The sequence below is a fragment of the Labrys sp. (in: a-proteobacteria) genome (genome assembly GCF_047605565.1).
GTDB lineage: Bacteria > Pseudomonadota > Alphaproteobacteria > Rhizobiales > Labraceae > Labrys > Labrys neptuniae.
Map to the genome: position 1 here is coordinate 45,925 of NZ_JASGFM010000028.1, position 21,958 is coordinate 67,882.

General features: G+C 63.9%; 14 protein-coding genes. 6 read left to right on the forward strand and 8 right to left on the reverse strand.

From position 1 onward, the window contains the following. Positions 1-25: 25 nt before the first annotated feature. The 3 genes from QM672_RS22205 (at position 26) to QM672_RS22215 (ending at position 6,733) form a co-directional block, all read left to right on the forward strand. Complete coding sequence (locus QM672_RS22205) at positions 26-1,549, forward strand: FGGY-family carbohydrate kinase (protein WP_415085182.1); 1,524 nt, start codon at positions 26-28, stop codon at positions 1,547-1,549. A gap of 40 nt (positions 1,550-1,589) precedes the next feature. After that, positions 1,590-3,245, forward strand: a complete 1,656-nt coding sequence (locus QM672_RS22210) for a glycerol-3-phosphate dehydrogenase/oxidase (protein WP_415085184.1) — start codon at positions 1,590-1,592, stop codon at positions 3,243-3,245. Between the two features lie 656 nt (positions 3,246-3,901). After that, entirely contained in the window at positions 3,902-6,733 is a 2,832-nt protein-coding gene (locus QM672_RS22215; protein ID WP_415085186.1) for an autotransporter domain-containing protein, read from the forward strand. Between the two features lie 227 nt (positions 6,734-6,960). Here the strand turns inward: QM672_RS22215 and QM672_RS22220 are convergent, their stop codons facing one another. The 4 genes from QM672_RS22220 to QM672_RS22235 all read right to left on the reverse strand — a co-directional run bounded on the left by QM672_RS22220 (position 6,961) and on the right by QM672_RS22235 (position 10,981). Beyond that, on the reverse strand, positions 6,961-8,598 hold the full coding sequence (locus tag QM672_RS22220; RefSeq protein WP_367626072.1) for an MFS transporter: 1,638 nt from the start codon (positions 8,596-8,598) through the stop codon (positions 6,961-6,963). Further along, on the reverse strand, positions 8,595-9,728 hold the full coding sequence (locus QM672_RS22225) for an HlyD family secretion protein (protein ID WP_311936404.1): 1,134 nt from the start codon (positions 9,726-9,728) through the stop codon (positions 8,595-8,597). The genes QM672_RS22220 and QM672_RS22225 overlap by 4 nt, the downstream gene beginning before the upstream one ends. Before the next feature lie 184 nt (positions 9,729-9,912). Beyond that, on the reverse strand, positions 9,913-10,671 hold the full coding sequence (locus QM672_RS22230) for a sulfite exporter TauE/SafE family protein (RefSeq protein ID WP_415085226.1): 759 nt from the start codon (positions 10,669-10,671) through the stop codon (positions 9,913-9,915). A 70-nt stretch (positions 10,672-10,741) separates the two neighbouring features. Next, entirely contained in the window at positions 10,742-10,981 is a 240-nt protein-coding gene (locus tag QM672_RS22235; protein ID WP_415085189.1) for a DUF1127 domain-containing protein, read from the reverse strand. Between the two features lie 173 nt (positions 10,982-11,154). On the opposite strand from QM672_RS22235, the gene QM672_RS22240 reads away from it, so the two are divergent. Then, the gene (locus QM672_RS22240; RefSeq protein WP_415085190.1) at positions 11,155-12,498 is read left to right on the forward strand and encodes a PLP-dependent aminotransferase family protein; all 1,344 of its coding nucleotides are present in this window, start codon (positions 11,155-11,157) and stop codon (positions 12,496-12,498) included. Positions 12,499-12,505: 7 nt separating this feature from the next. Here the strand turns inward: QM672_RS22240 and edd are convergent, their stop codons facing one another. The 4 genes from edd to QM672_RS22260 form a co-directional block, all read right to left on the reverse strand. Further along, a complete protein-coding gene (gene edd, locus QM672_RS22245) occupies positions 12,506-14,317 on the reverse strand; it encodes a phosphogluconate dehydratase (protein ID WP_415085191.1) in 1,812 nt (603 codons plus the stop codon). A 133-nt stretch (positions 14,318-14,450) separates the two neighbouring features. Further along, the gene (locus QM672_RS22250; protein WP_311936420.1) at positions 14,451-15,233 is read right to left on the reverse strand and encodes an ATP-binding cassette domain-containing protein; all 783 of its coding nucleotides are present in this window, start codon (positions 15,231-15,233) and stop codon (positions 14,451-14,453) included. Beyond that, on the reverse strand, positions 15,233-16,315 hold the full coding sequence (locus QM672_RS22255) for an ABC transporter permease (RefSeq protein WP_311936424.1): 1,083 nt from the start codon (positions 16,313-16,315) through the stop codon (positions 15,233-15,235). Before QM672_RS22255 ends, QM672_RS22250 begins: the two co-directional genes overlap by 1 nt. Positions 16,316-16,420: 105 nt before the next feature. Then, complete coding sequence (locus tag QM672_RS22260) at positions 16,421-17,455, reverse strand: sugar ABC transporter substrate-binding protein (protein WP_311936426.1); 1,035 nt, start codon at positions 17,453-17,455, stop codon at positions 16,421-16,423. Positions 17,456-17,785: 330 nt separating this feature from the next. Here QM672_RS22260 and QM672_RS22265 point away from each other — a divergent pair, with 330 nt between their 5' ends. After that, entirely contained in the window at positions 17,786-19,042 is a 1,257-nt protein-coding gene (locus QM672_RS22265) for an ROK family transcriptional regulator (RefSeq protein WP_311936429.1), read from the forward strand. A gap of 499 nt (positions 19,043-19,541) precedes the next feature. Beyond that, complete coding sequence (locus QM672_RS22270; protein ID WP_415085195.1) at positions 19,542-21,827, forward strand: penicillin acylase family protein; 2,286 nt, start codon at positions 19,542-19,544, stop codon at positions 21,825-21,827. The last annotated feature ends 131 nt before the right edge of the window (positions 21,828-21,958 follow it).

Genomic DNA, 21,958 nt, shown 5'->3' on the forward strand with positions numbered 1-21,958 from the left:
ACCCTTCGCGACGGAGTGCCTGCCAATGCCGACCCTCATCGGAATCGATAATGGGCTGACGGTGACCAAGGCAGCCGTCTTCGATGAAAAAGGCACGCTGCTCGCGGTTGCCCGCCGGCGCATTCCCCAGATCATCCCCCATCCCCATCATGTCGAACGCGACATGGTGGGCCTCTGGCAGGCGACGGCCGAGGCCATTGCCGGAGCACTCGAAAAAGCCGGGCGTCCCGCGAGCGATGTCGCGGCAGTTGCCGCAACCGCCCATGGCGACGGCCTCTATCTTCTCGATGCGGAGCGCCGGCCACTGGGCAACGGCATCCTGTCTCTCGATAGCCGCGCAGCGGCCATCGTCGCCGAGTGGGACAGGGATGGCACCGCCGCCACCGCCCTCGCCCGCACCGGCCAGGTCGCGCATGCCTCGGCTCCCTCGGCGCTGCTGGCCTGGATCAAACGCCACGAGCCCGAGCGCTTCGCCAGGATCGCCCATGTCCTGGCCTGCAAGGACTGGCTGCGCTTTTGCCTGACCGGAACGCTCGGCACGGATCTCACCGAGGCCAGCACCTCATTCACATCCGTGCAAAGCCAGGTCTTTGAGCCGGACATCCTTTCGATCTTCGGCCTCGATGGCCTTGCCGGTGCCCTGCCTGCGGTTACCCGGCCGGACGAGATCATCGGCACGGTTTCGCAGGCCGCAGCCGCGGCGACCGGCCTGAGGGCCGGCACCCCGGTGGTGGCCGGCGTGCACGACGTCGTCGCCTCCGCCCTCGGCATCGGCGGCCATCGCGAGGGCACCGTCGCGATCGTCGCGGGGACCTATTCGATCAACGAGACGATCGCCAGCACGCCGAAGACCGATGCACGCTGGTTCTGCCGCAACGGCATCAAGCCGGGCGAATGGAACCATATGAGCATATCGCCGGCCTCCGCCGCCAATTACGACTGGTTCCTGGATACGCTCTGCGCGATCGAACGGCGCAGCGCCGATGAGACGAACGGCTCCATCCATACCGCCATCGGGGCCGAAATCGAGGCCGCGCTTGCCCGGCCTTCCACGGTGCTCTTTCACCCCTATCTCTACGGTTCACCGCATGGCGCGACCGCCAGCGCCGGCTTTCTCGGGCTACGCGGCTGGCATGATCGCGGCGACATGCTGCGCGCCGTGATCGAAGGCATCGCCTTCAACCACCGTGTGCATGTCGATGCCCTGCGCGAAGGCTTTTCCCCCCGGACCATCAGCCTGACGGGCGGCATTTCGAGAAATCCCCTCTACGCCCAGATCTTCGCCAATGCGCTCGGCCTGCCCGTCACCGTGAACGAAACGGAGGAGGCAGCCGCCTGGGGCGCCGCCCTGTGTGCCGGCGCCGGTGCCGGCCTCTATGCGTCGCCAACGCAAGATCCGCGCGATCTCGCAGCGCTCGCCCGGCATTACCAGCCGGATCCCACGCGCAGCCAGCAGTTGCAGGAGCGCTACGCGCTGCATTGCGACATCGCCACGCAACTTGCGCCCCTGTGGCCGCGCATCGAAGCCCTCGCCTCGCAAGCGGCCTAGCGCGGCGGATCTCGCGCCGCACGACCTTTCGGTATTTGACATGACCAAAGACATTGACGTTCTCATCCTCGGCGCCGGCATCAACGGCGCGGGCCTGTTTCGCGATCTCTGCGAGCAGGGCCTGACCTGCCTGATCGCCGACAAGGCTGATTTCGGCTCCGGCACCAGCGCCGCGCCGTCCCGGCTGATCCATGGCGGCATCAAATATCTGGAAACGGGGGAATTGCGCCTCGTCGCCCAGTCGACGCTGGAGCGCAACCTCCTGCTGCGCAATGCGCCGCATCTGGTCGAGCCCCTGTCCACCGTGATCCCGATCTTCTCCTGGCTGCAGGGCATCCCGGCGGCGTTGCGCACATTGTTCGGTTCGACCACGGCGCCGCGCAACCGTGGCGCCGTGCTCATCAAGATCGGCTTGGCGCTCTATGATTTCTATGGCGCCCGCCATCGCGTCATGCCCAAACATGCCCTGTGGTCCCGGGGCCGCGCGCTCACCGAAATCGCACCGATGACGCCGAAGATCGTCGCCGCGGGCACCTATTACGACGCCAAGGTCACCTGTGCGGAACGGCTGGTGCTGGAACTGCTGCAGGACGGCATAGCGGCCAGCTCGGGCTCCGAGGCCCTGAATTATACGAGCCTGGTGTCGGCCGAGAACGGCGTCATAGGCCTGCGCGGACCAGACGCCACGGAGCGGGCCGTTCGCCCGCGAATCGTCGTCAATGCGGCCGGCCCCTGGATCGATCACGTCAACCAGGCCCTCGGCTCGCCCACCAAGCTGATCGGCGGCACCAAGGGCTCGCACATCCTGCTCGACCATCCCGAGCTGCTCGCGGCGCTCAAGGGACGGATGATCTATTTCGAGGCCAATGACGGACGCATCTGCCTGGTCTACGACTATCTCGGCCGGGCCCTGGTCGGCTCGACCGACATCCGGGCCGACGATCCCGACACGGTTCGTTGCGACGACGAGGAGATCGATTATTTCCTCAAGAGCCTGCGCGATCTCCTGCCCGGCCTGGCCTTTTCGCGTGATCAGATCGTCTACGCCTATTCCGGCATCCGCCCCCTGCCCGCCTCCGGCAATACGGCTGCCGGGCTGATCAGCCGCGATCATTCGGCTCCCGTGCTGGAACCCGCCAAGGACCGTCCCTACCCGATCATCTCGCTGGTCGGCGGCAAGTGGACGACATTCCGCGGCTTTGCCGAGGAGGTCTGCGATCTCGTCCTGGGACGCCTCGGCCAGGCGCGCAGGCGCGGCACGCGGGACCTCGCCATCGGCGGCGGACGCGGCTATCCGGGCGAACCGGCCAGCCATGCCCGTTGGATCGATCAGACGGCAAAGGCAACCGGTGCGTCCGCCGAACGCGTCGCCGAGTTGCTCGGGCGTTATGGCACGACGGCGCGGGCCATCCTTGCCCATGAGGGACCGCAGGCAGCCCGATTGGCCGATGCGGACGACTATTCCTGGGGCGAAATCGACTGGCTGACGCGCCATGAAAAGGTCGTGACACTCGAGGACATCGTGATGCGGCGCAGTACCCTGGCCATCACCGGCCGCCTCAGCAGCCGTGACCTCGCGACGATTGCCGACATCGCGGCCCAGGCCCTTGGATGGAACGAAGAGCAACGCAACGAACAGCTGGCAAAAACGCGGGAGATACTCGCGGCGCGCCATCGCATTCGGTTCGAAAAATAGCCCGCTTCCGTCGAGGGACTACCGGGGTCGTCCTCCCTAGAGCAAAGCGCGTTCAGGCGTGAACGCTTTTTTACTCTAACTCTCTGATTCGACGCGTCTTTGCGATTCTTGGTGATTCAACCAAATCGCAAAACGCTTTAGCTCCCTTTTGCCCTCGACCTGATCCGGACGGCGAAGCGCACTCTATCCGAGGGTGGCGCCGGCAACCGCGCTCTCACCGCGCGGCCGGAACCGTTGCGGCTGCCTTCAGGGATCGGCAAGACCGGACGTTCCACACTTGCATCGATCCGTAGCGACGGTGGCAGGCCCTGCTTCTCGCAACAGAACATGGCTAGAGATATACCGATCTCAACAAAAACTTCTACGCTCGGCAAACGATTCGTAGACGCCCCTCAATTGTATCAATTCAATATCCGCATATTGCTCATAATCGGTGATTCCAGGAGAATTAATTCTTTCATATCAACTTAATATATAAAACTAACACACTTGAAAGTATCATCAAAACAAGAAAACTTTGACTCATATTCTAAAGAATAATGAGATATAACTCATATTCCAAACGTTCGGTGCGCCTGCGTCAAAGGCACCCGGCAGGCCCCGTCAGGCGGTTGCGCAGACCTGAACTGACACGGCAACGTGGAAGGAGGAATCCCATGACGTCGTCGATCGGAAACGCTTGCGTTCGCTCCCACCTGACCAGGCGCTCGCTTCTGAGTTTCCTGTTGGCATCGAGCGCCGTCATGCTGTGCCAGTCCGCCTATGCCCAGGTAACGGCCAGCGGCGGACAGACGGTGCGCATCACGCCTGCCCAGGCAACCTGCAAGAACGAGATCTGCTTTCACGCCATCGACAAGGGCTCGTTGCTCTACAGCAATGCCGACACACCCATCGACGTCACGGTACCGCCTGCCTCGAATGGCGACGACTACGACATCGGCATCTTTGCCGAGGATGGGGCGACCATCAATCTGAAGGGCGGAGGAACCGTTCGCGTCGGCGGGAGCTCGACGGGGCTGCAAGCCAATTGGGGAGACGTAGCGGGGGCCACGATCTATGCAACCGATCTGAACCTTGACGTCGCAGACGTTGCCAGGGGTGCGATAGCCTCCCGGAGCAGCCGCATGACGTTCAGCAGCCAAACCACCCTGGTGGGCCACGGTGCCTGGTCGGATGGCCTTTCTGCGCAGTTCGACAGCACCATCACTGTGAATGGCCCGATCAATGCCAGTGGTGCCTGGCTCTACGTCGCCAACAGCAGCGATGGCAGCCGGGTCGATTTGAAAGGCGGCGGAACCATTTCACTGACGGGAGCAGGCCAAGGCGTTTTTTCGGCGGTCGCCGACGGAGTTTTGACGGCGACCGGCATGAAGATCCATGCCGATACCAACCAGAGCAGCGGCACCTCCTTGCTGAGCGGCGGCAGTGTCAGCACCATCAGGGTCTCCAACAGCGAGCTGGATGGCGCCAATTCAGGGGGAGCGATCTGGGGCATCCACGTCTCGAACGCCGTGACGGAAAACGCGACCTTCGTCCTGGACAACAGCCAGCTTACGATGAACTCGGCCGGCGCGGCCATCTATGCCGATGGCGGAAGAGCCTCGGTGCGTCTGACCGGCTCGGACGTCACGGCCTTCAAAGGCAGCGGCGGCCTGCTCGCCGATGTCGGAACGGGTCGGATCTTCCATCTGCCCAGCGCGCTCAGCCTTACCGCAATCGATTCCACGCTCTCCGGAGACATGGCGGTGGACGCACCTGCCGCGGATGGAGCAAACACCCTGTCGGCCAGCCTGCGCGGCACCACGACATGGACCGGCAATCTCACTGTGAATGGCGCCTCGCGGGGCAATGTAACCTTGGCCGATTCTGCCCATTGGACAGGCTCGGCCACCAACGCCAGCACAGTCGTGCTGAGTTCCGCCACGGCCCGTTGGGCGATCCCCGGGGGCGGCAATTCCAGCGTCACCGGCACGGTGAAGAATGCCGGCAAGATCGCCTTCCAGGCCGGTGGCCCGACCACGCTGACGGTACGCAACTTCGTCAATGAAGGCGGCACCATCCAGGTGAACATCAACGCCGCCGGGCAGAACGATTTCATTCACGCCACCGGCACCGCCACCCTCAATGGCGGCACGGTTTCCGTCATCCCTGCCACGGGCGACTACACGATCGGCCAGACCTACAAGATCCTCACCGCCAATGGCGGCATCACCGGCCAGTTCGCCAAGGTGGTCGACAACGCCCCGTTCGTCGATCTCGGCCTGTCCCAGAATGCCAACAACGTCTATCTGAAGGTCACGCGCAACGACACCTCCTTCGCCTCGGTCGCCAGCAGCGAGAGCCAGCGCGCCGTGGCCGACAGCGTGGAGACGCTGGCGAACGGCAGCACGCTCTATCAGGCCGTCGCCAAGGCGCCGGACGTCGCCAGCGCCCGCCAGGCCTTCTCGACCCTGTCCGGCGACATCCATGCCTCGGCCCGCAGCGTGCTGGTCCAGGATAGCGGCCTCATCCGCGATGCCGTGCTGAACCGGCTCTACACCGCTGATCTCGGTGCCATCGCACCTGCGGCTATGCTCTCGGGCCCGATCGCCTATGCCGAGAATGTGCCGGCGACCACGCCGGCGCCGTTCGGCTCAGCCACCCCGGTGGCCCTGTCCGGCTTCTGGGCCCAGGGCTTCGGATCCTGGGGCCATCTCGGCGGCGGCGGTCGCGACGCCCGGGTCGATCACGATACCGGCGGCTTCCTCATCGGCTTCGATACCCTCGTCCAGGGTTCGTTCCTGCAGGACTGGCGCCTGGGCGCCTTTGCCGGCTACAGCCATTCCAGCTTCGACGTCGATGCGCGCGCCGCCTCGGGTACGGCCGACAATTATCACGTCGGCCTCTATGCCGGCCGGCAGTGGAACGCCCTCGCCCTGCGGTTGGGCGCAAGCTACACTTGGCACGACATCGACAGCGACCGTACCGTGGCGCTGCCGGGTTTCGCCGACAGGCTCAGCACCAGCTACGACGCCGGCACGGCCCAGCTCTTCGGTGAGCTCGGCTATCGCATCGATACCCAGGCCTTCCGCTTCGAGCCCTTCGTCAACGCCGCCTATCTCAACCTGCACACCGATGGCTTCCGGGAGACAGGCGGCGATGCGGCTCTGAGCGGCCGAGGCGATACCAGCAATCTGGGCTTCACCACCCTGGGGCTGCGTGCGGCCACCAGCTTCGATCTCGTCGAAGGCATGAGCACCACCCTCCAGGCCACCCTGGGCTGGCGGCACGCCTTCGGCGATGTCAGGCCGACGACCGCGCTCGCCTTGGCCAATGGCTCCGTCTTCAACGCCAGCGGCACGCCGATCGCCCGCGACGCCCTGGTGGTCGACACGGGCATCAGCGTGGCTCTGTCCCACGCGGTCAGCCTCGGCGTGTCCTACAGCGGACAATTCGGCGAGAAGGCCGTCGACCAGAGCGTCAGGGGCAATTTCGTCTGGAGATTCTGACCACGGAAGAAACGGGGCGCGTTGCTGGACATCGCGCCAAGCATTTGTCTTCTGGATGCAAGGCGCAAGAACCTCATTCGCAGCCCGACGATATTCCGATCATATGGCCTTCGACCACTCGCCTGTTTCGTTCGTGGCAAGGCACATCATTGGAGTGGAACAACTAAGAAATTAGATTAGAATTGTTAGATAAAATAAAGAAATATATAGAGAAATAGAAATCCCATCTAGATGGGAAGTCGATTGGGCCTGGGCAGCAGGGCAATCAGCAGGAGGCAGACGAAGGCACCGCCGGCAGCAGCCAGGAAGCCGTCGATATAGGACAGCACCGCCGCCTGCTTGGCGATGGCCGAGGACAACAGGCTCGTCGCCCGGGCGCTGGCGATCGCCACGTCCGCCGTGTGGGCGCTGACGGCATTGCGATAAGCGGCGAGCCGGTCGACCGTCGCACCGGCAAGGCTGTCGACATGCAGGCCGATCAGATTGGAATGGACCTGTTCGCGCACCCGCACGAAGGTCTGCATGAAGGCGGTGCCGATCTCGCCGCCGAACATGCGGCTGATCTGCAGCAGGGCGCCGATCGTCAGCGCGTCGGCCGGATTGATTGACTGCACCGCCAGGACGACCAGCGCCGTGAGGGCGAAGGACTGGCCGAGGGCCTGCAGGATCTGGGATTGCAGGAAATCGTCGGTGGCCCAGGCGCTGGTGAGCTGCGCCGCCATCAGGCAGGCGATGCCGACCAGGGCCGTGCCGGCAGCCAGCACCCATCGTCCGTCGACGCGCTTGAGGACATAGCCGAGCGGCACCACGATGATGAGCTGGGGCAAGGCGATCCACAAGAGCACGGCGCCGACCTGCAATTCCCTGAAGTTCTGCACCGACTGCAGATAGTTGGGAATGATGTAGGCGGTCGACAGGATGATGAAGCGAAAGCCCGCCAGCAGCAGCAGCAACAACAGGAGATGATGCTGCATCAGGAGCCGCAGGTTGAGGAAGGGCCTGCGGCTGACCCACAGCTCGCGCACGACGAAGGCCGCCGTCACCAGGCCGCCGGCGATCAGCAGGCCGTTGACCAGGCCGCTGTTGGTCCAGTCGAGCCGGTTGCCCTGGTCGAGCCCGGCATAGAGCAGGCTGAAACCGGCGCCGGCATAGACCAGGCCCGGCCAGTCGAAATGGTGCAGGAGTTCGGTCTTCACGTCCTCGCGCGGAATGCCGAACCATACACAGGTGAACATCAGCGGCAGCAGGCCGCAATATTGCCAGCTGATCCAGCGCCAGGACAGGTTGTCCGCATACCAGCCTTCCAGCGAGGCCGCGACATTCTGCGAAAGCTCCGAATTCATGGCGTAAACAGCGATGCCGTAGATGATCAGGCGCGGCGGCAGGCTGCGGGCGATGAAGCTGATGGTCAGCGGAATGAACGTCCCCGATCCGACCCCGGCCAGGAACTGGGCGGCCAGGAAGGCGCCGAGATTGGGAGAGAGGGGCGCCAGCAGGCTGGCGACGAAGAGCAGGGTGATGCCCAGCAGCAGCATGCGCCGCACCCCGAAAATGGCGCCGAGATAAGGACAGGCCACGCCGACCAGCATCTGGCCGACGGCGAAGGTGGTGGTCATCCAGGCCCCCTCGTCAAAGCCCAGATGCAGCCCGCCGCGCAGATCGGCAAGACCGAAACTGGTGACGCGGCTGCCGAGCGTGGACATGATGGAGCCGAGCAGCACGCCGAGGATGCCGATATAGGGACGCAGCGTATCGGCGCGGAAACGCGGCGGGGCGTGCGTCGCCGGTTCGAGGGCTGCCCCGGCCGCTGTCAGCGGGGCGGCCGTCGCCGTCATACCCGCCATCGTCACGCCCGCCGTCGTCATGGCGAAGCCGCCGCGCCGGTGCCTGGCCTGTCACCGGTATCGACGGTCGCAACCACCGACATGCCGGGCCGGATCAGGGTTCCCAGCGCCGGGTTGGGATCGAGGGCGATCTTGACCGGAATGCGTTGCACGACCTTGGTGAAATTGCCGGTGGCATTGTCGGGCGGCAGCAGGGCGAAGGTGCTGCCGGTGCCGGGCGACCAGGCTTCGACCCGTCCGGTCAGAACCAGGTCGGGAAAGGCATCGACGGTAACATGCGCCGGCTGACCAAGACGGATATTGGTCATCTGGGTTTCCTTGTAGTTCGCCACCACCCAGATATTGGGCAGCGGCACCACGGCGATGACCTGCGTGCCGACATTGACGAACTGGCCCGGGCGAACCTGGCGCTGGCCGACGAGCCCTTTCGCCGGCGACCGGATCTTGGTGTAGCCTAGATTGTTGGTGGCGAGGGTGACCTGCGCCTCCGCGGCCTTGATCTGGGCCCTGACCTGCTGCTCCTGCACGTCAAGCCCGACAAGCAGGGCCTTCTGCTGGTCGAGCTGGGCCTCGTAGAGCGTCTTCTGGGCCAGAGCGCGTTGGGCATTGGCATCGGCCTGCTCGACCGATTGCTGGGTGCCGGCCGTGCCGGTCTTGAGCAGGTCGCGCTGGCGCGTGGCTTCGAGCTGGTAGCGCCGCACATCCGCACTGCCCGCATCGATATTGGCACCGGCCTGCCGGATCAGGGCATTCTGGACGTTCTTCTGATTGGCGACATTGGCGAGACTGGCTTCGGCCGCGGCGAGATTGGCCTGGGCCAAAGCGAGCTGCGCCTGATAGTCCGACGGTTCGATCTCGGCGATGAGATCGCCGGCCTCCACCGCCTGATAGTCGTGGATGGGGACTTCCTTGATGTAGCCGGAGACACGCGCCGACAAGGGCGTGACATCTCCCACGATGAAGGCATTGTCGGTTTCCGCGAGGCGGGCAGCACCGGTCCAGCGGTTCCAATTGCCGGCGACGTACCAGACCAGCCAGGCGGCGAGCAGAAGAAAGCCGACGCGCAAGGCCGGATAGAGCCAACGTGACCGCATGCTGCGCGCGGGCGGCGGCGTTTCGGATACGGTCGATTTTTCCGCAGCATCCGACATCTGATCCTCGCACCCATATTCCAACGCTGCCGATCCTGGCGAAGGATTTTGGATGGCGATACAAAAATATTCCAATACGCACACCGGACTTGCCGGGCTCGATCGAGCCTATCCTAGTGGGGCTCTACAGGGCGCGGAAATCGGCATCATCCCCGAGCCTTGCGGGCATGCCTGGCATTCACATTCATCCCGAGAAGCCGGAAACGCCGTCCCACAGCAATTTCAACGCCGTCACGGCGAGCAAGCCATAGCAGGCACGATAAACCTGACGCTGATCCAACACGCCATGAAGCCGCCAGCCGGACCAGACACCAACGGGAATGGCGAGCAGGCAGATCGCCATCAGCGCCCAGGTCGTGGCCGCAGGCTGTACCAGCAGCAGCCATGGCACCAGCTTGGTCGCATTGCCGACGGTGAAGAACAGGCTTGTGGTTCCCGCGTAGATCTCCTTCCCCAGCCCGAGAGGCAACAGATACATCGCAAGCGGCGGCCCTCCCGAATGCGCCACCATGGTGGTGATGCCCGAAGTGAGGCCGGCGGCGACCGCCTTCGGCATGGAGCGCGGGCGATGCGTCAATTCCCCGCCCCGCACGAGCCAGAGGCCGACAAAGACCAGGATGACGGCAGCCATCATGATCGCAATGGCGCGATGGTCGAGCACGCGGAACAGCAGGAAGCCGAAGCCGATACCGATCACAAGCCCGGGCAGCAGCACCATGAGGTCCGGCTTCGACCAGGTCGACGGCTTCCAGTAGCGCAAGGCGTAGAGATCCATCGCGATGAAGAGAGACGCCAGCAATCCGCCCGCGATGACGGGATCCATGACCACCGAGAGCAGCGGAATGCCGACGATGGCAAAGCCGCCACCGAAGGCGCCCCTCATGAAGCTGATCAGGAATACGCCGGCAAAAGCGACGAGGATGGTGGCAGCGCTCAGGTCCATGGTGCCGCCTGCATCGCCGACGGACATGAGCATTCCCGCCTGTGCAGGGCCGTCGTGGCCCAATCGGGGATCATGACGCTTTGGTCCCACCGGGGGGGATGGGCCGGCCATAGACCGCGGCCTCGATATCACCGCGTGCAAGGCCGATGTCGCGTAGCGCGAAATCATCATGGTCGCGAAGGTCAGCAAGGGCGGCGCGCCGGGCCAGGAAACGTACGATTGCATCGCGAAGTGCGCCGAGTGCCCGATATCGGGTGGCAGGCTTCTTCACGAATTCAGGATGGACGACGGTCGAAAAGGAAACAGGCATTTCCAATCTCCAGTGATGACGTCAGGCCAAGCGACGCCGTTGCCGCAAACCACGATGTGCCGGCCGACATGAATGGTAGAAATTTTCACAGAGCCCGGTACAATCCGGTTGATATAGGCAAAATGCTCTGATATTTTTCTCGGTGCAATTATAACATTGCTCTCGGTGCAATAATGTCGAAGTCCGAATATCTGAAATTGGCCGACGAGATTGCTGCCGATATATCGGGCGGCAGGCTCATGCCGGGCGATCGCCTGCCCCCGCAGCGCAATTTCGCCTATGAGCGCGGGATCGCCGCCTCGACGGCAAGCCGCGTCTACACGGAGCTGCTGCGTCGGGGCCTGGCGGTCGGCGAAACCGGGCGAGGCACCTTCATTTCGGGCAATGCCAGGCGCGGCGTGGCGGCACCGGGCGAGCCGAGCGGCATTCGTATCGATCTCGAGTTCAACTATCCGCTGCTACCCGATCAGACCGCCCTCATTGCCCGGAGCCTCGATGGCCTGGAACAGCCTGCCGCCCTCGACATGGCACTCAGACAGGCGACCAGTATCGGAACGCCGGCGCTGCGAACCCTTGCCTCCTCCTTCCTTTCGCGGGACGCTTGGTCGCCAACCCCGGAGCAACTCGTCTTTACCGGCAATGGCCGCCAGAGCCTGGCGGCCGCCCTTGCCGCCATCGTTCCGACCGGCGGGCGCTGCGGCGTCGAGGCCTTGACCTACCCTTTCATCAAGGGCGTTGCCGCGCGGCTCGGCATCACGCTGGTGCCCTTGGCGATGGACGAGGGCGGCCTGCGTCCCGACTCGGTACAAAAGGCGCACCATGAAGCCCATCTTTCGGCGCTCTACGTCCAGCCGGCTGTCCAAAACCCGCTGAACATGACGATGAGCGCGGCGCGCCGGGCCGACCTTCTGCATGTCGCCGAGAAGCTCGACCTTCCGATCATCGAGGACAATGTCTACGGCTTCCTCGACGACGTGCCGCCGCTCGCAGCTCTCGCGCCGGCACGGTGCATCGTCATCGACTCCCTGTCCAAGAAGGTCGCGCCGGGCCTGTCCTTGGGCTTCATCGTGCCGCCCCAGCACCTGCGTGAAACCATCATGGCTTCGGTGCGCTCGGGCGGATGGACCGCCTCCGGCTTTGCCTTTGCGGCGGCGCAGCGACTGATGGGCGATGGCACCGCTGCCGAACTCTCCAGGCTGAAACGCCTGGATGCCCGCGCGCGCCAGAAGCTGGCGGCCGAGCGCCTTTCGGGCTTCGAGATTCAAACCAACGAAAAGTGCTACCATCTATGGCTGACATTGCCGGCGCATTGGCGCTCGCAAACCTTCGTCGCGGCGGCGGCCAGGCGCGACATTGCCCTGTCTCCCTCCACGACCTTCGCCGTAACGCCAGGCCATGCGCCCAACGCCGTCCGGCTGGCGCTGGCCAGCCCGTCGATGGATCAGCTCGATAGCGGCCTGGCGACGCTGGCCGCGATGCTGGTCATGCGGGAGGATGATTTCGACTCGACCGAATGAGCCTCAATCAGCCGAACAAGGGCGAAGCACCATGTTCCGCGGCCGAGACCTGCCGGCGAAACAGGCCGAAGAGTTCGCGGCCGACACCGAATTCGTTGCCGTCGAGATCCGGCTCGGCATTCTCCCGTTCGAGCGCTCCCGCCGTCAGCACGTCGATCGTGCCCGCAATCGCGTCGACGCGCACGAGGTCACCGTCCCTGAGCCTGGCAAGCGGTCCTCCGTCGAGCGCCTCGGGGCTGACATGGATCGCCGCGGGCACCTTGCCCGACGCCCCCGACATCCGCCCATCGGTGACCAGAGCGACCTTCAGCCCCTTATCCTGCAGCACGGCAAGCAGCGGGGTCAGGCTGTGCAGTTCCGGCATGCCATTGGCCTTCGGCCCCTGGAAACGCACCACCACCACGGTATCCCCGGTGAACTCGCCGGCCCGGAAGGCCTGCTTGATCGCCTCCTGGTCGGCGAAGACGCGTGCCGGCGCCTCGACGACATGGCGCTCCGGCGCCACGGCCGAGACCTTCATCACGCCGGTGCCGAGATTGCCTTGGAGCCGCTTGAGGCCACCCGTCGGCTGGAACGGCTCTCCGGCCGGTCGCAGCACCTTGGGATTGAGGGAGGCGCTCGTCCCCTCCGACCACACCAGGGCGCCGTCGATGAGCTTCGGCTCTCTGGTATAGCGGGCGAGCCCCTCGCCGGCCACGGTGCGCGTATCGGGATGCAGGAGCCCGGCTTCGAGCAGTTCGCCGATCATGAAGCCGAGGCCACCGGCAGCGTGGAAATGGTTCACATCGGCAAGCCCGTTCGGATAAACGCGCGCCATCAGCGGCGTCACCTCCGAAAGATCGGCGAAATCCTGCCAGTCGAGCACGATGCCGGCCGCCCGCGCCATGGCGATCATGTGGATGAGCAGGTTGGTGGAGCCGCCGGTGGCGTTGAGCCCGACAATGCCGTTGACGAAGGCGCGCTCGTCGAGCACGTCGCAAACCGGCGTATAGTCGTTGCCGAGCGCCGAGATCGCCAGGGCCCGCCTTGCGGCTTCCACGGTGAGTGCATCGCGCAGGGGCGTGTTGGGGTTGACGAAGCTCGAACCCGGCAGATGCAGGCCCATGAACTCCATCAGCATCTGGTTGGTGTTGGCGGTGCCGTAGAAAGTGCAGGTGCCCGGCCCGTGATAGGCCGCCATCTCCGCTTCCATCAGCTTGTCGCGCCCGCATTGGCCGGTGGCGAAGAGCTGGCGCACCTTGGATTTCTCGTCATTGGCAATGCCGCTCGCCATCGGCCCGGCCGGCACGAAGACCGCCGGCATATGGCCGAAAGCGGCCGCTGCAATGACGAGGCCAGGCACGATCTTGTCGCAGACCCCGAGATAGACGGTGGAATCGAAGGTGTTGTGGCTGAGCGCGATACCGGCCGCCATGGCAATGGCATCGCGCGAGAACAGCGACAATTCCATGCCGGCCTGGCCCTGGGTGACGCCATCGCACATCGCCGGCACGCCGCCAGCGACCTGCGCGGTGCCGCCGGCCGTGCGCGCCGCCGCGCGGATCAGGTCGGGGTAGCTTTCATAGGGCTGATGGGCCGAGAGCATGTCGTTATAGGCCGTGATGATGCCGAGATTGCCCGCGCCGCCCTTGACCAGGGCCGCCTTGTCATCCACCGGCATCGCGGCGTAGGCATGGGCCTGGTTGCCGCAGGACAGATGGGCTCGCACGGTGCCGGCGGCACGGGCGCGCGCCATGCGCTCGAGATAGGGGCGGCGAAGGGCCACGGACCGCGCCACGATCCGATCGGTAACCCGTGCGAGCGTTGGGTTCAGCGCCATGGTGACCTTTCTCGGGTTGGGAGACGATGCCGGCGTTGATACGGCGCATCGTCTCCGGAGGGCTTCGTCGATAATGAGGCGAAGCAAGAAACACGCCAGCCGGAGGGACAAAGCCCCCCGGCCCTCGTCTCTGTCAGGCCGCAACCAACTCCTCGGGCGGGGCCTTGGCGCCGGTCATGAAGGCGACCGCGTCGGACATCGTGTATTCGCGTGGATTGATGACGCAGAGCCGCCGGCCGAGCCGGTGGATGTGGATACGGTCGGCCACCTCGAACACATGCGGCATGTTGTGCGAGATCAGCACGATCGGCAGCCCACGCCGCTTGACGTCGAGGATAAGCTCCAGCACGCGGCGGCTTTCCTTAACGCCGAGAGCGGCAGTCGGCTCGTCCATGAAGACCACCTTCGATCCGAAGGCAGCTGCACGCGCCACCGCGACGCCCTGGCGCTGGCCGCCGGACAGGGTCTCGACCGCCTGGCCGATGTTCTGGATGGTCATCAGGCCGAGCTCGGTCAGCTTCTCGCGGGCCCGCTTTTCCATGGCCGGCCTGTCGAGCATCTTGAACCATTGGCCGAGGATGCCCGGCTTGCGGATCTCCCGCCCCAGGAACATGTTATCGGCGATGGACAGGGCCGGCGACAGGGCAAGGTTCTGGTACACGCACTCGATCCCCGCTTCGCGGGCATCGATGGGCGACTTGAAGTTGACGACCTTGCCGTCGAGCCTGATTTCCCCTTCATCGGGCGTAACCGCGCCCGACAAGGCCTTGATCAGCGAGGATTTGCCGGCGCCGTTGTCGCCGATCACGGCGAGGATCTCGCCGGGATAGAGGTCGAAGTCGCAATTGTTGAGAGCGGTGACCCGGCCATAGCGCTTGATCAGACCACGCCCTGAGAGAATGGGTTCCTGTGCCATTAGCCTGCAACCTTTCTGATCCACTGGTCGACGGTCACGGCGCCGATGATCAGCACGCCGATGAGCAGGTAGGTCCATTGCGGGTCGGTGCCCACCAGCCGGAGGCCGAGCTGGAACACGCCGACGATCAGGGCGCCGAAGATCATGCCCAGGATCGAGCCCCGGCCACCGAACAGCGAGATGCCACCGATGACCACTGCGGTGATCGACTCGATATTGGCAAACTGGCCGGAGGTCGGGGAAACCGAGCCGAGACGGCCGATCAGCACCCAGCCCGCCAGGGCGCAGATGATGCCGGACAGGGTGTAGACCTGGAGCAGCATCTTGTTGGTGCCGACACCGGAAAGCTCGGCCGCATCGGGATCATCGCCCACGGCATAGACATGCCGGCCCCAGGCGGTGTGGTTGAGCACGTACCACAGCACCGCGACCAGCAGCACCATGGCGATCACGCCGGCGGTCAGGACCGCACCGCCGAAGCGGAAGCTCGCGCCGAAGAGCTGCAGCAACGGGGCCTGAGCCGCGATGTCCTGGCTGCGGATCGTCTCATTGGCCGAATAGAGGAAGTTGGCGGCCAGGATGATCTGCCAGCTGCCCAGCGTGACGATGAAGGGCGGCAGCTTCATGCGGGAGACGAGCAGCCCGTTGATGTAGCCGCACAGCGCACCGCAGGCGAAGCCGCTGAGAATTGAGAGCGGCGCCGGCAGGCCGTAGCGGAAGGTGAACTGCCCCATCACCACCGATGACAGCACCATGATCGCACCGACAGACAGGTCAATGCCGGCCGTCAGGATGACCAGGGTCTGGGCTGCGCCGACGATGCCGGTGATGGCCACCTGCTGCAGGATCAGCGTCAGCGAAAAGGCCGAAAAGAACTTGCTGCCCAGGAGGATGCCGAAGACGGCGGTGGACAGCACCAGCACGATCAGCGGCACCATGGCCGGGTTTCCGTGCAGGAAGTGCTGCGCCTTTTCCAGGGCGGATTTGTTGTGGACGTCGAAGCTGGCTACGCTGGTGTCGCTGCCCGAGAGGACTTTCTCGAAGTCCTGTGGACGGCCGACATTTGCCGAAGGATCGGTCATATCTTTGGTCTCCTCCCGTGGGGCGGTCGCCCCTCGTAAAAGGAGCGGCGCGGCGGCCGCTCCTCCCTAAGAACAAGATTGAACGCTGGCCGGGCTGGCCTCAGGTCAGCCCCAGCACAGATCCTTGCCTTTCTTGGTGTCGATGGACTCGACGCCGGAAGCCGGCTTGTCGGTGACGAGGGTGGCGCCGGTGTCGAAGAACGCCTTGCCTTCGGTGGGCTTGGGCTTCTCGCCGCCATCGGCGAACTTCTTGATGGCCTCGATGCCCATGGCGGCCATCTTGAGCGGATATTGCTGCGAGGTCGCGCCGATGACGCCCTCCGCGACGTTCTTCACGCCCGGGCAGCCGCCGTCGACCGAGACGAGCAGCACATCCTTCTCGCGGCCGACGGCCTTGAGCGCTTCATAGGCCCCCGCGGCAGCCGGCTCGTTGATGGTGTAGACGACGTTGATCGTCGGGTCCTTCTGGAGGCAGTTCTCCATGGCAGCCCGGCCGCCCTCCTCATTGCCGTTGGTCACGTCGTGGCAGACGTTGCGGGCATCGCCCCAATCCTGGATCTTGGTCGGATTTTCGATCTTGGAGACGCCGAACCCGCTCATGAAGCCCTGGTCACGCAGGACGTCGACGGTCGGCTGGCTCGGATTGAGATCGAGATAGGCGATCTTGGCCTCCTTGGCCTTGTCGCCGAGCGTGGCCTTGGCCCACTGGCCGATCAGTTCGCCGGCCTTGAAATTGTCGGTGGCGAAGGTGGCGTCGGCCGCGTCGATCGGCTCCAGCGGCGTATCGAGCGCGATGACGAGGATGCCGGCAGCGCGGGCCTTCTTGACGGAGTCGACGATGGCCTTGGAGTCCGAAGGTACCAGCAGAATGCCCTTGGCCCCGTCGGCGATGCAGGATTCGATGGCCGAGACCTGGCTCTCATTGTCGCCGTCGATCTTGCCCGCATAGGCCTTGAGGTTGACGCCGAGCTCCTTGGCCTTGGCGCTGGCACCTTCCTTCATCTTGACGAAGAAGGGATTGGTGTCGGTCTTGGTGATCAGGCAGGCGCCGACATCGGCCGCAAAACCCGGGGTTGCAAAAATACCGAGAGACAGGACGCTGGCGCACAGCAGCGCCGACTTCAGGACCGGTTTCTTCATCATATTCCTCCCTTTTGGAACGCGTGGCCGGCTAGCCGGGCCTCGCTTTCGGGGCGCCCCTCATTGCCGTGTCGGCGCCTGGACATGAAAAAACACCATCCCCGCCTACCCTGTCAATAAATAAATAAGTCTTATTTAGTTATTTATTGACGCCCTTGCACGAAGCACTCATTGTGGGCGAAAGAAACAATGTTGCCCAATGCAGCCTCCCCCGTTCGAGTCACAAGCTCAAGCGAGTGAAAGCTGTAAAATTTCAGACACTTGCAGAATTTTCTTGCCATTGCCTGTTCACAGCCAATCGAGACATTCTGCCGACGGGGAGGAAACGGGATGGAGGCTGGCACCCAGAAGGCCGGTTCGTCCGAACTGGCCGAGAGCCGATTTCATCGCGGCACCAATCAGAGCGGCATGCGCGACCACAATGAGCGTATCGTCCTCTCGCTCGTCCGGGAGCATGGCGCCCTGGCCAAATCCGACATCGCCCGCATGACCAGCCTGTCGCTGCAGACCGTTTCGGTGATCATGCGCGAGCTGGAGGAAGCGGGTTTGCTGACGCGCCAGGAGCCGGTGCGCGGGCGCATCGGCCAGCCCTCGATCCCGATGGCACTCAATCCGGAAGGTGCCTATTTCCTCGGCCTGAAGATCGGGCGGCGCAGCGCCGATCTGGTGCTGATCGATTTCCTGGGCAATGTGCGTGCCATGCTGCACAAATCCTACCGCTACCCTGCCCCGGGCGAAACGATCCGCTTCGCGCTCGACGGCATCGCATCCGTCAGGGCCACGCTCAGCCCGGCAGCGAACCGACGTATTGCGGGGCTCGGCATCGCCATGCCCTTCGAATTGTGGAACTGGGCCGATGCGGCGGGCGCCCCACCCGATGTCCTCGACGAATGGCGCCATCGCAGCATCCAGGCCGACCTCCAGTCGAATTGCGATTTTCCGGTCTATCTGGAGAACGATGCCACTGCCGCCTGTGGCGCGGAACTCGTTTTCGGCCAGTTCTCGGGCGTGCGCGACTTCGTCTATTTCTATATCGGTGCCTTTGCCGGCGGCGGCATCGTGCTGAATGGCCGCCTGTTCGGCGGGCAGACCGGCAATGCCGGCGCGCTCGGCTCCATGCCGGTCCCCGGCCCCGACGGCAGGCCGACACAGCTCATCGACGTCGCCTCCATCGCCATGCTGGAGAAGGCCCTGAAGGCACGCGGCATCGATGCCGCGCATCTTTGGACCTCGCCCGAGGCGTGGGGCGACCTGGGTGAGGACGTCGAGATCTGGATCAACCAGGCGGCCGATGCCCTGGCTTATGCCATCGTCTCTTCCTGCGCCGTGATCGATTTCGAAGCAGCCGTCATCGACGGCTGGATGCCGACCGATGTCCGGGCGCGCCTGGTCGGCGCCGTACGCGAGGCACTCGGCAGGATCGACGTGGAAGGGCTGAGAACGCCCCATGTGCGCGAGGGAACGGTGGGCATCCATGCCCGCGCGCTCGGCGGCGCCAGCCTGCCGCTATCGGCCCGCTTCCTCCTGCTCGCCGATAGTTCCAAAGAGAGCAACACGGTCAAGAGCGGCGACCTGCATAGCCGATAAGCCAGCGCGAATGGTGGCATGAGGCACCTCACTGCCACAGCGCCGATGCTCGATCATAAATTTAAGATCATAAAACAAGTAATTAATATTGCTTATTTTTTAAAAATATCCAATGCGCATTTCTGCGCAATATATCCGGTCTCAGCTGCGCTCTCGAACGCCATCGACGCAGGATGGCGAGGGCCGACCTCGCGCTCCCACCGCCCGTCTGGCGCCAGCCAGAACGCAACGGCATGACGGTAGACGTTCCTGGGCGGCGAAGATAAGTTTCTTGTCTGACGTTAGAAATGGCGCCACTATCTGCGTCTCATTAAAAATAATCATAATTTTCTAAAAGTGTACCGCATAGAAAAATAAGGTCATTGATATGGTTCGCAGCCTGGCAATCTTTCTGAGTTCCGTTTCTTTGGTCGCCTGGGGTTCAGCTGCTCTTGCGGAAATCTCATCAGGCGTACGGCAACAGAGCCACAATATCCAAGGCTTGCAGCAACCTGCCACGATGATCGTCGATCATTGGGGCATCGCGCATCTCTATACTGCCAGCCGGCGCGATGCGTTCTTCATGCAGGGCTACAATGCTGCGCGCGACCGCCTGTGGCAGATCGACCTGTGGCGCAAGCGCGGCCTTGGCCTTCTAGCCCGGGATTTCGGTCCGGCCTATGTCGAACAGGACCGTGCGGCACGCCTGTTCCTCTATCGCGGTGACATGGACAGGGAATGGCAGTCCTATGGCCCCAACGCGAAGGACTATGCGAACGCCTTCATCGCCGGCGTCAATGCCTATGTCCAGGAAACCCGGGACGGCACGCAGCCCCTGCCCGAGGAGTTCAGGATCGCCGGATCGCGTCCTGACCTGTGGCATGTCGACGATATCGTGCGCATCCGCAGCCATGGCCTGACGCGCAATGTCGAACTCGAAGTGCAGCGCGCGCAAATTGCCTGCGCAGCCGGGCTCGAGGCCGACAAGCTCCAGGCCCAGCTCGAGCCCGAATGGACGACGAAGCTGCCCGACGGCCTCGACCCCTGTTCCATTCCACGGGACGTGCTGAAAGACTACACACTTGCGACCGATCCGGTGAAGTTTGGACCGGCCAAAAAGGCCGCACAGGCCTATGACCCCGACGCCCTGTTGGCGCAGGCACAGGACAAGGTCGATACGATCGGCTCCAACAATTGGGTCGTCTCCGGCAAGCGCACGGCAACCAGGCGGCCGATCCTCGCCAATGATCCGCATCGCGACCACAGCGTGCCGTCCCTTCGCTATATCGTTCATCTCGTTGCACCGGGCATGAACGTGATCGGCGCCGGCGAACCGGCACTTCCCGGCATCTCGATCGGCCATAATGGCCGCATCGCCTTCGGCTTGACGATCTTCGGCATGGATCAGGAAGACCTCTATGTCGAGGCGCTCAATCCGAGCAATCCCGATCAGGTCAAGTTCGACGGGAATTGGGAACCTGTCCGGATCGTGCACGAAAAGGTCGAGGTCAAGGGCGGCGCCCCGCAGGATATCGAGATGCGCTTCACCCGGCACGGACCGGTGCTTGCCAGCGATGCCAAGCGAAACCTCGCCTTCACCATTCGCTCCGTCTGGTTCGAGCCGGGAACCTCGGCCTATTTCGGCTCATCCGACTACATGACGGCGAAAAACTGGCCGCAATTCCAAGCCGCCATGAAGCGTTGGGGCGCCCCTTCGGAAAACCAGATCTATGCCGACACCAAGGGTAATATCGGCTGGCAGCCGGGCGGAATGGCGCCGCGCCGCCTGAGCTATGACGGGCTGCTGCCGGTACCGGGCGACGGGCGCTATGAATGGCAGGGCTTCTTGCGCCTGGACGAATTGCCGAGTGTCTTCAACCCGAAGACCGGCTATTTCGCCACCGCCAACCAGATGAACCTGCCGCCCGGCTATCCCATCGAGCAGCGCCGCATCGGTTTCGATTCCTGGGCCAATCCCGCCCGCTGGGACCGCATCGTCGAAGTGCTGCAGGACAAGAAGAAATTCAGCCTCGCCGACGCGATGGATCTGCAGAATGACGACACCAGCATGCTGGGCCGCCGCCTGATCGCGCTCCTCAAGCCGCTGCAGTCGGATGACCCCCAAATCGCCAAAGGACTGCAGCTCCTGCGCGATTGGAATGCGAGCGACGATCGCGACAGCGCCGCCGCCGCTCTGTTCGAGGTATGGATCAGCAGGCATATCGGCCCGGCCCTGGTAAATGCCAGCGTGCCGCAAGGCGCTCGTGCCCTCATTCCCAGGCCAAGTGTCGGCGCGATGTTCGAGCTTCTGGAAAAGCCGGACGCCTCCCTCGGTCCCGATCCGGCCAAGGCGCGCGACAAACTGCTGCTGCAGAGCATCGGCACGGCGGTCGCGGAGGTTTCCAAGCTTCTCGGCGAGGATGCCGGCCAATGGCGCTGGGGCAGGCTGCACCATGCCCAATTCGATCACGCGCTGATGCCTCTGGCCGATCTCTCGACCCAAGCGCAGATGCGCGTCGGCCCGCTCGAGCTCGGCGGCGCCAGCAACGTGCCCCACGCCGCCAGCTATCGCAGCTCGGACTTTCGCCTGACCTCCGGCGCCTCCTTCCGCATGGTACTGGATGTCGGCAATTGGGACGCCAGCCGCGCCATCAATACACCGGGGCAATCGGGCAATCCCTTCAGCCCGCATTACCGCGATCTCGCACCGCTATGGGCCAACGGACAATATGTGCCCCTGCTCTATTCCAAGCCGGCAGTCGAGAATGCAGCGAGCGAAATCGTGACCTATACGCCCGTGAAATAGTGACAGCGGCAGGAGCCACGAACCCATTTCGGCGCCACCGGGTGGCACCGAAAGGCAGCAGTTCGCCTAATTATTAGGCATGCTTAAATTATTGCCCTCCCATCGAAACACTTCAGCACCTTGTCCCGGCC

Coding starts and splice junctions, on each gene's coding strand:
- QM672_RS22205 (WP_415085182.1), top strand. CDS start 26: ATGCCGACCCTCATCGGAATCGATAATGGGCTGACGGTGACCAAGGCA.
- QM672_RS22210 (WP_415085184.1), top strand. CDS start 1,590: ATGACCAAAGACATTGACGTTCTCATCCTCGGCGCCGGCATCAACGGC.
- QM672_RS22215 (WP_415085186.1), top strand. CDS start 3,902: ATGACGTCGTCGATCGGAAACGCTTGCGTTCGCTCCCACCTGACCAGG.
- QM672_RS22220 (WP_367626072.1), bottom strand. CDS start 8,598: ATGACGACGGCGGGCGTGACGATGGCGGGTATGACGGCGACGGCCGCC.
- QM672_RS22225 (WP_311936404.1), bottom strand. CDS start 9,728: ATGTCGGATGCTGCGGAAAAATCGACCGTATCCGAAACGCCGCCGCCC.
- QM672_RS22230 (WP_415085226.1), bottom strand. CDS start 10,671: ATGGACCTGAGCGCTGCCACCATCCTCGTCGCTTTTGCCGGCGTATTC.
- QM672_RS22235 (WP_415085189.1), bottom strand. CDS start 10,981: ATGCCTGTTTCCTTTTCGACCGTCGTCCATCCTGAATTCGTGAAGAAG.
- QM672_RS22240 (WP_415085190.1), top strand. CDS start 11,155: ATGTCGAAGTCCGAATATCTGAAATTGGCCGACGAGATTGCTGCCGAT.
- edd (WP_415085191.1), bottom strand. CDS start 14,317: ATGGCGCTGAACCCAACGCTCGCACGGGTTACCGATCGGATCGTGGCG.
- QM672_RS22250 (WP_311936420.1), bottom strand. CDS start 15,233: ATGGCACAGGAACCCATTCTCTCAGGGCGTGGTCTGATCAAGCGCTAT.
- QM672_RS22255 (WP_311936424.1), bottom strand. CDS start 16,315: ATGACCGATCCTTCGGCAAATGTCGGCCGTCCACAGGACTTCGAGAAA.
- QM672_RS22260 (WP_311936426.1), bottom strand. CDS start 17,455: ATGAAGAAACCGGTCCTGAAGTCGGCGCTGCTGTGCGCCAGCGTCCTG.
- QM672_RS22265 (WP_311936429.1), top strand. CDS start 17,786: ATGGAGGCTGGCACCCAGAAGGCCGGTTCGTCCGAACTGGCCGAGAGC.
- QM672_RS22270 (WP_415085195.1), top strand. CDS start 19,542: ATGATCGTCGATCATTGGGGCATCGCGCATCTCTATACTGCCAGCCGG.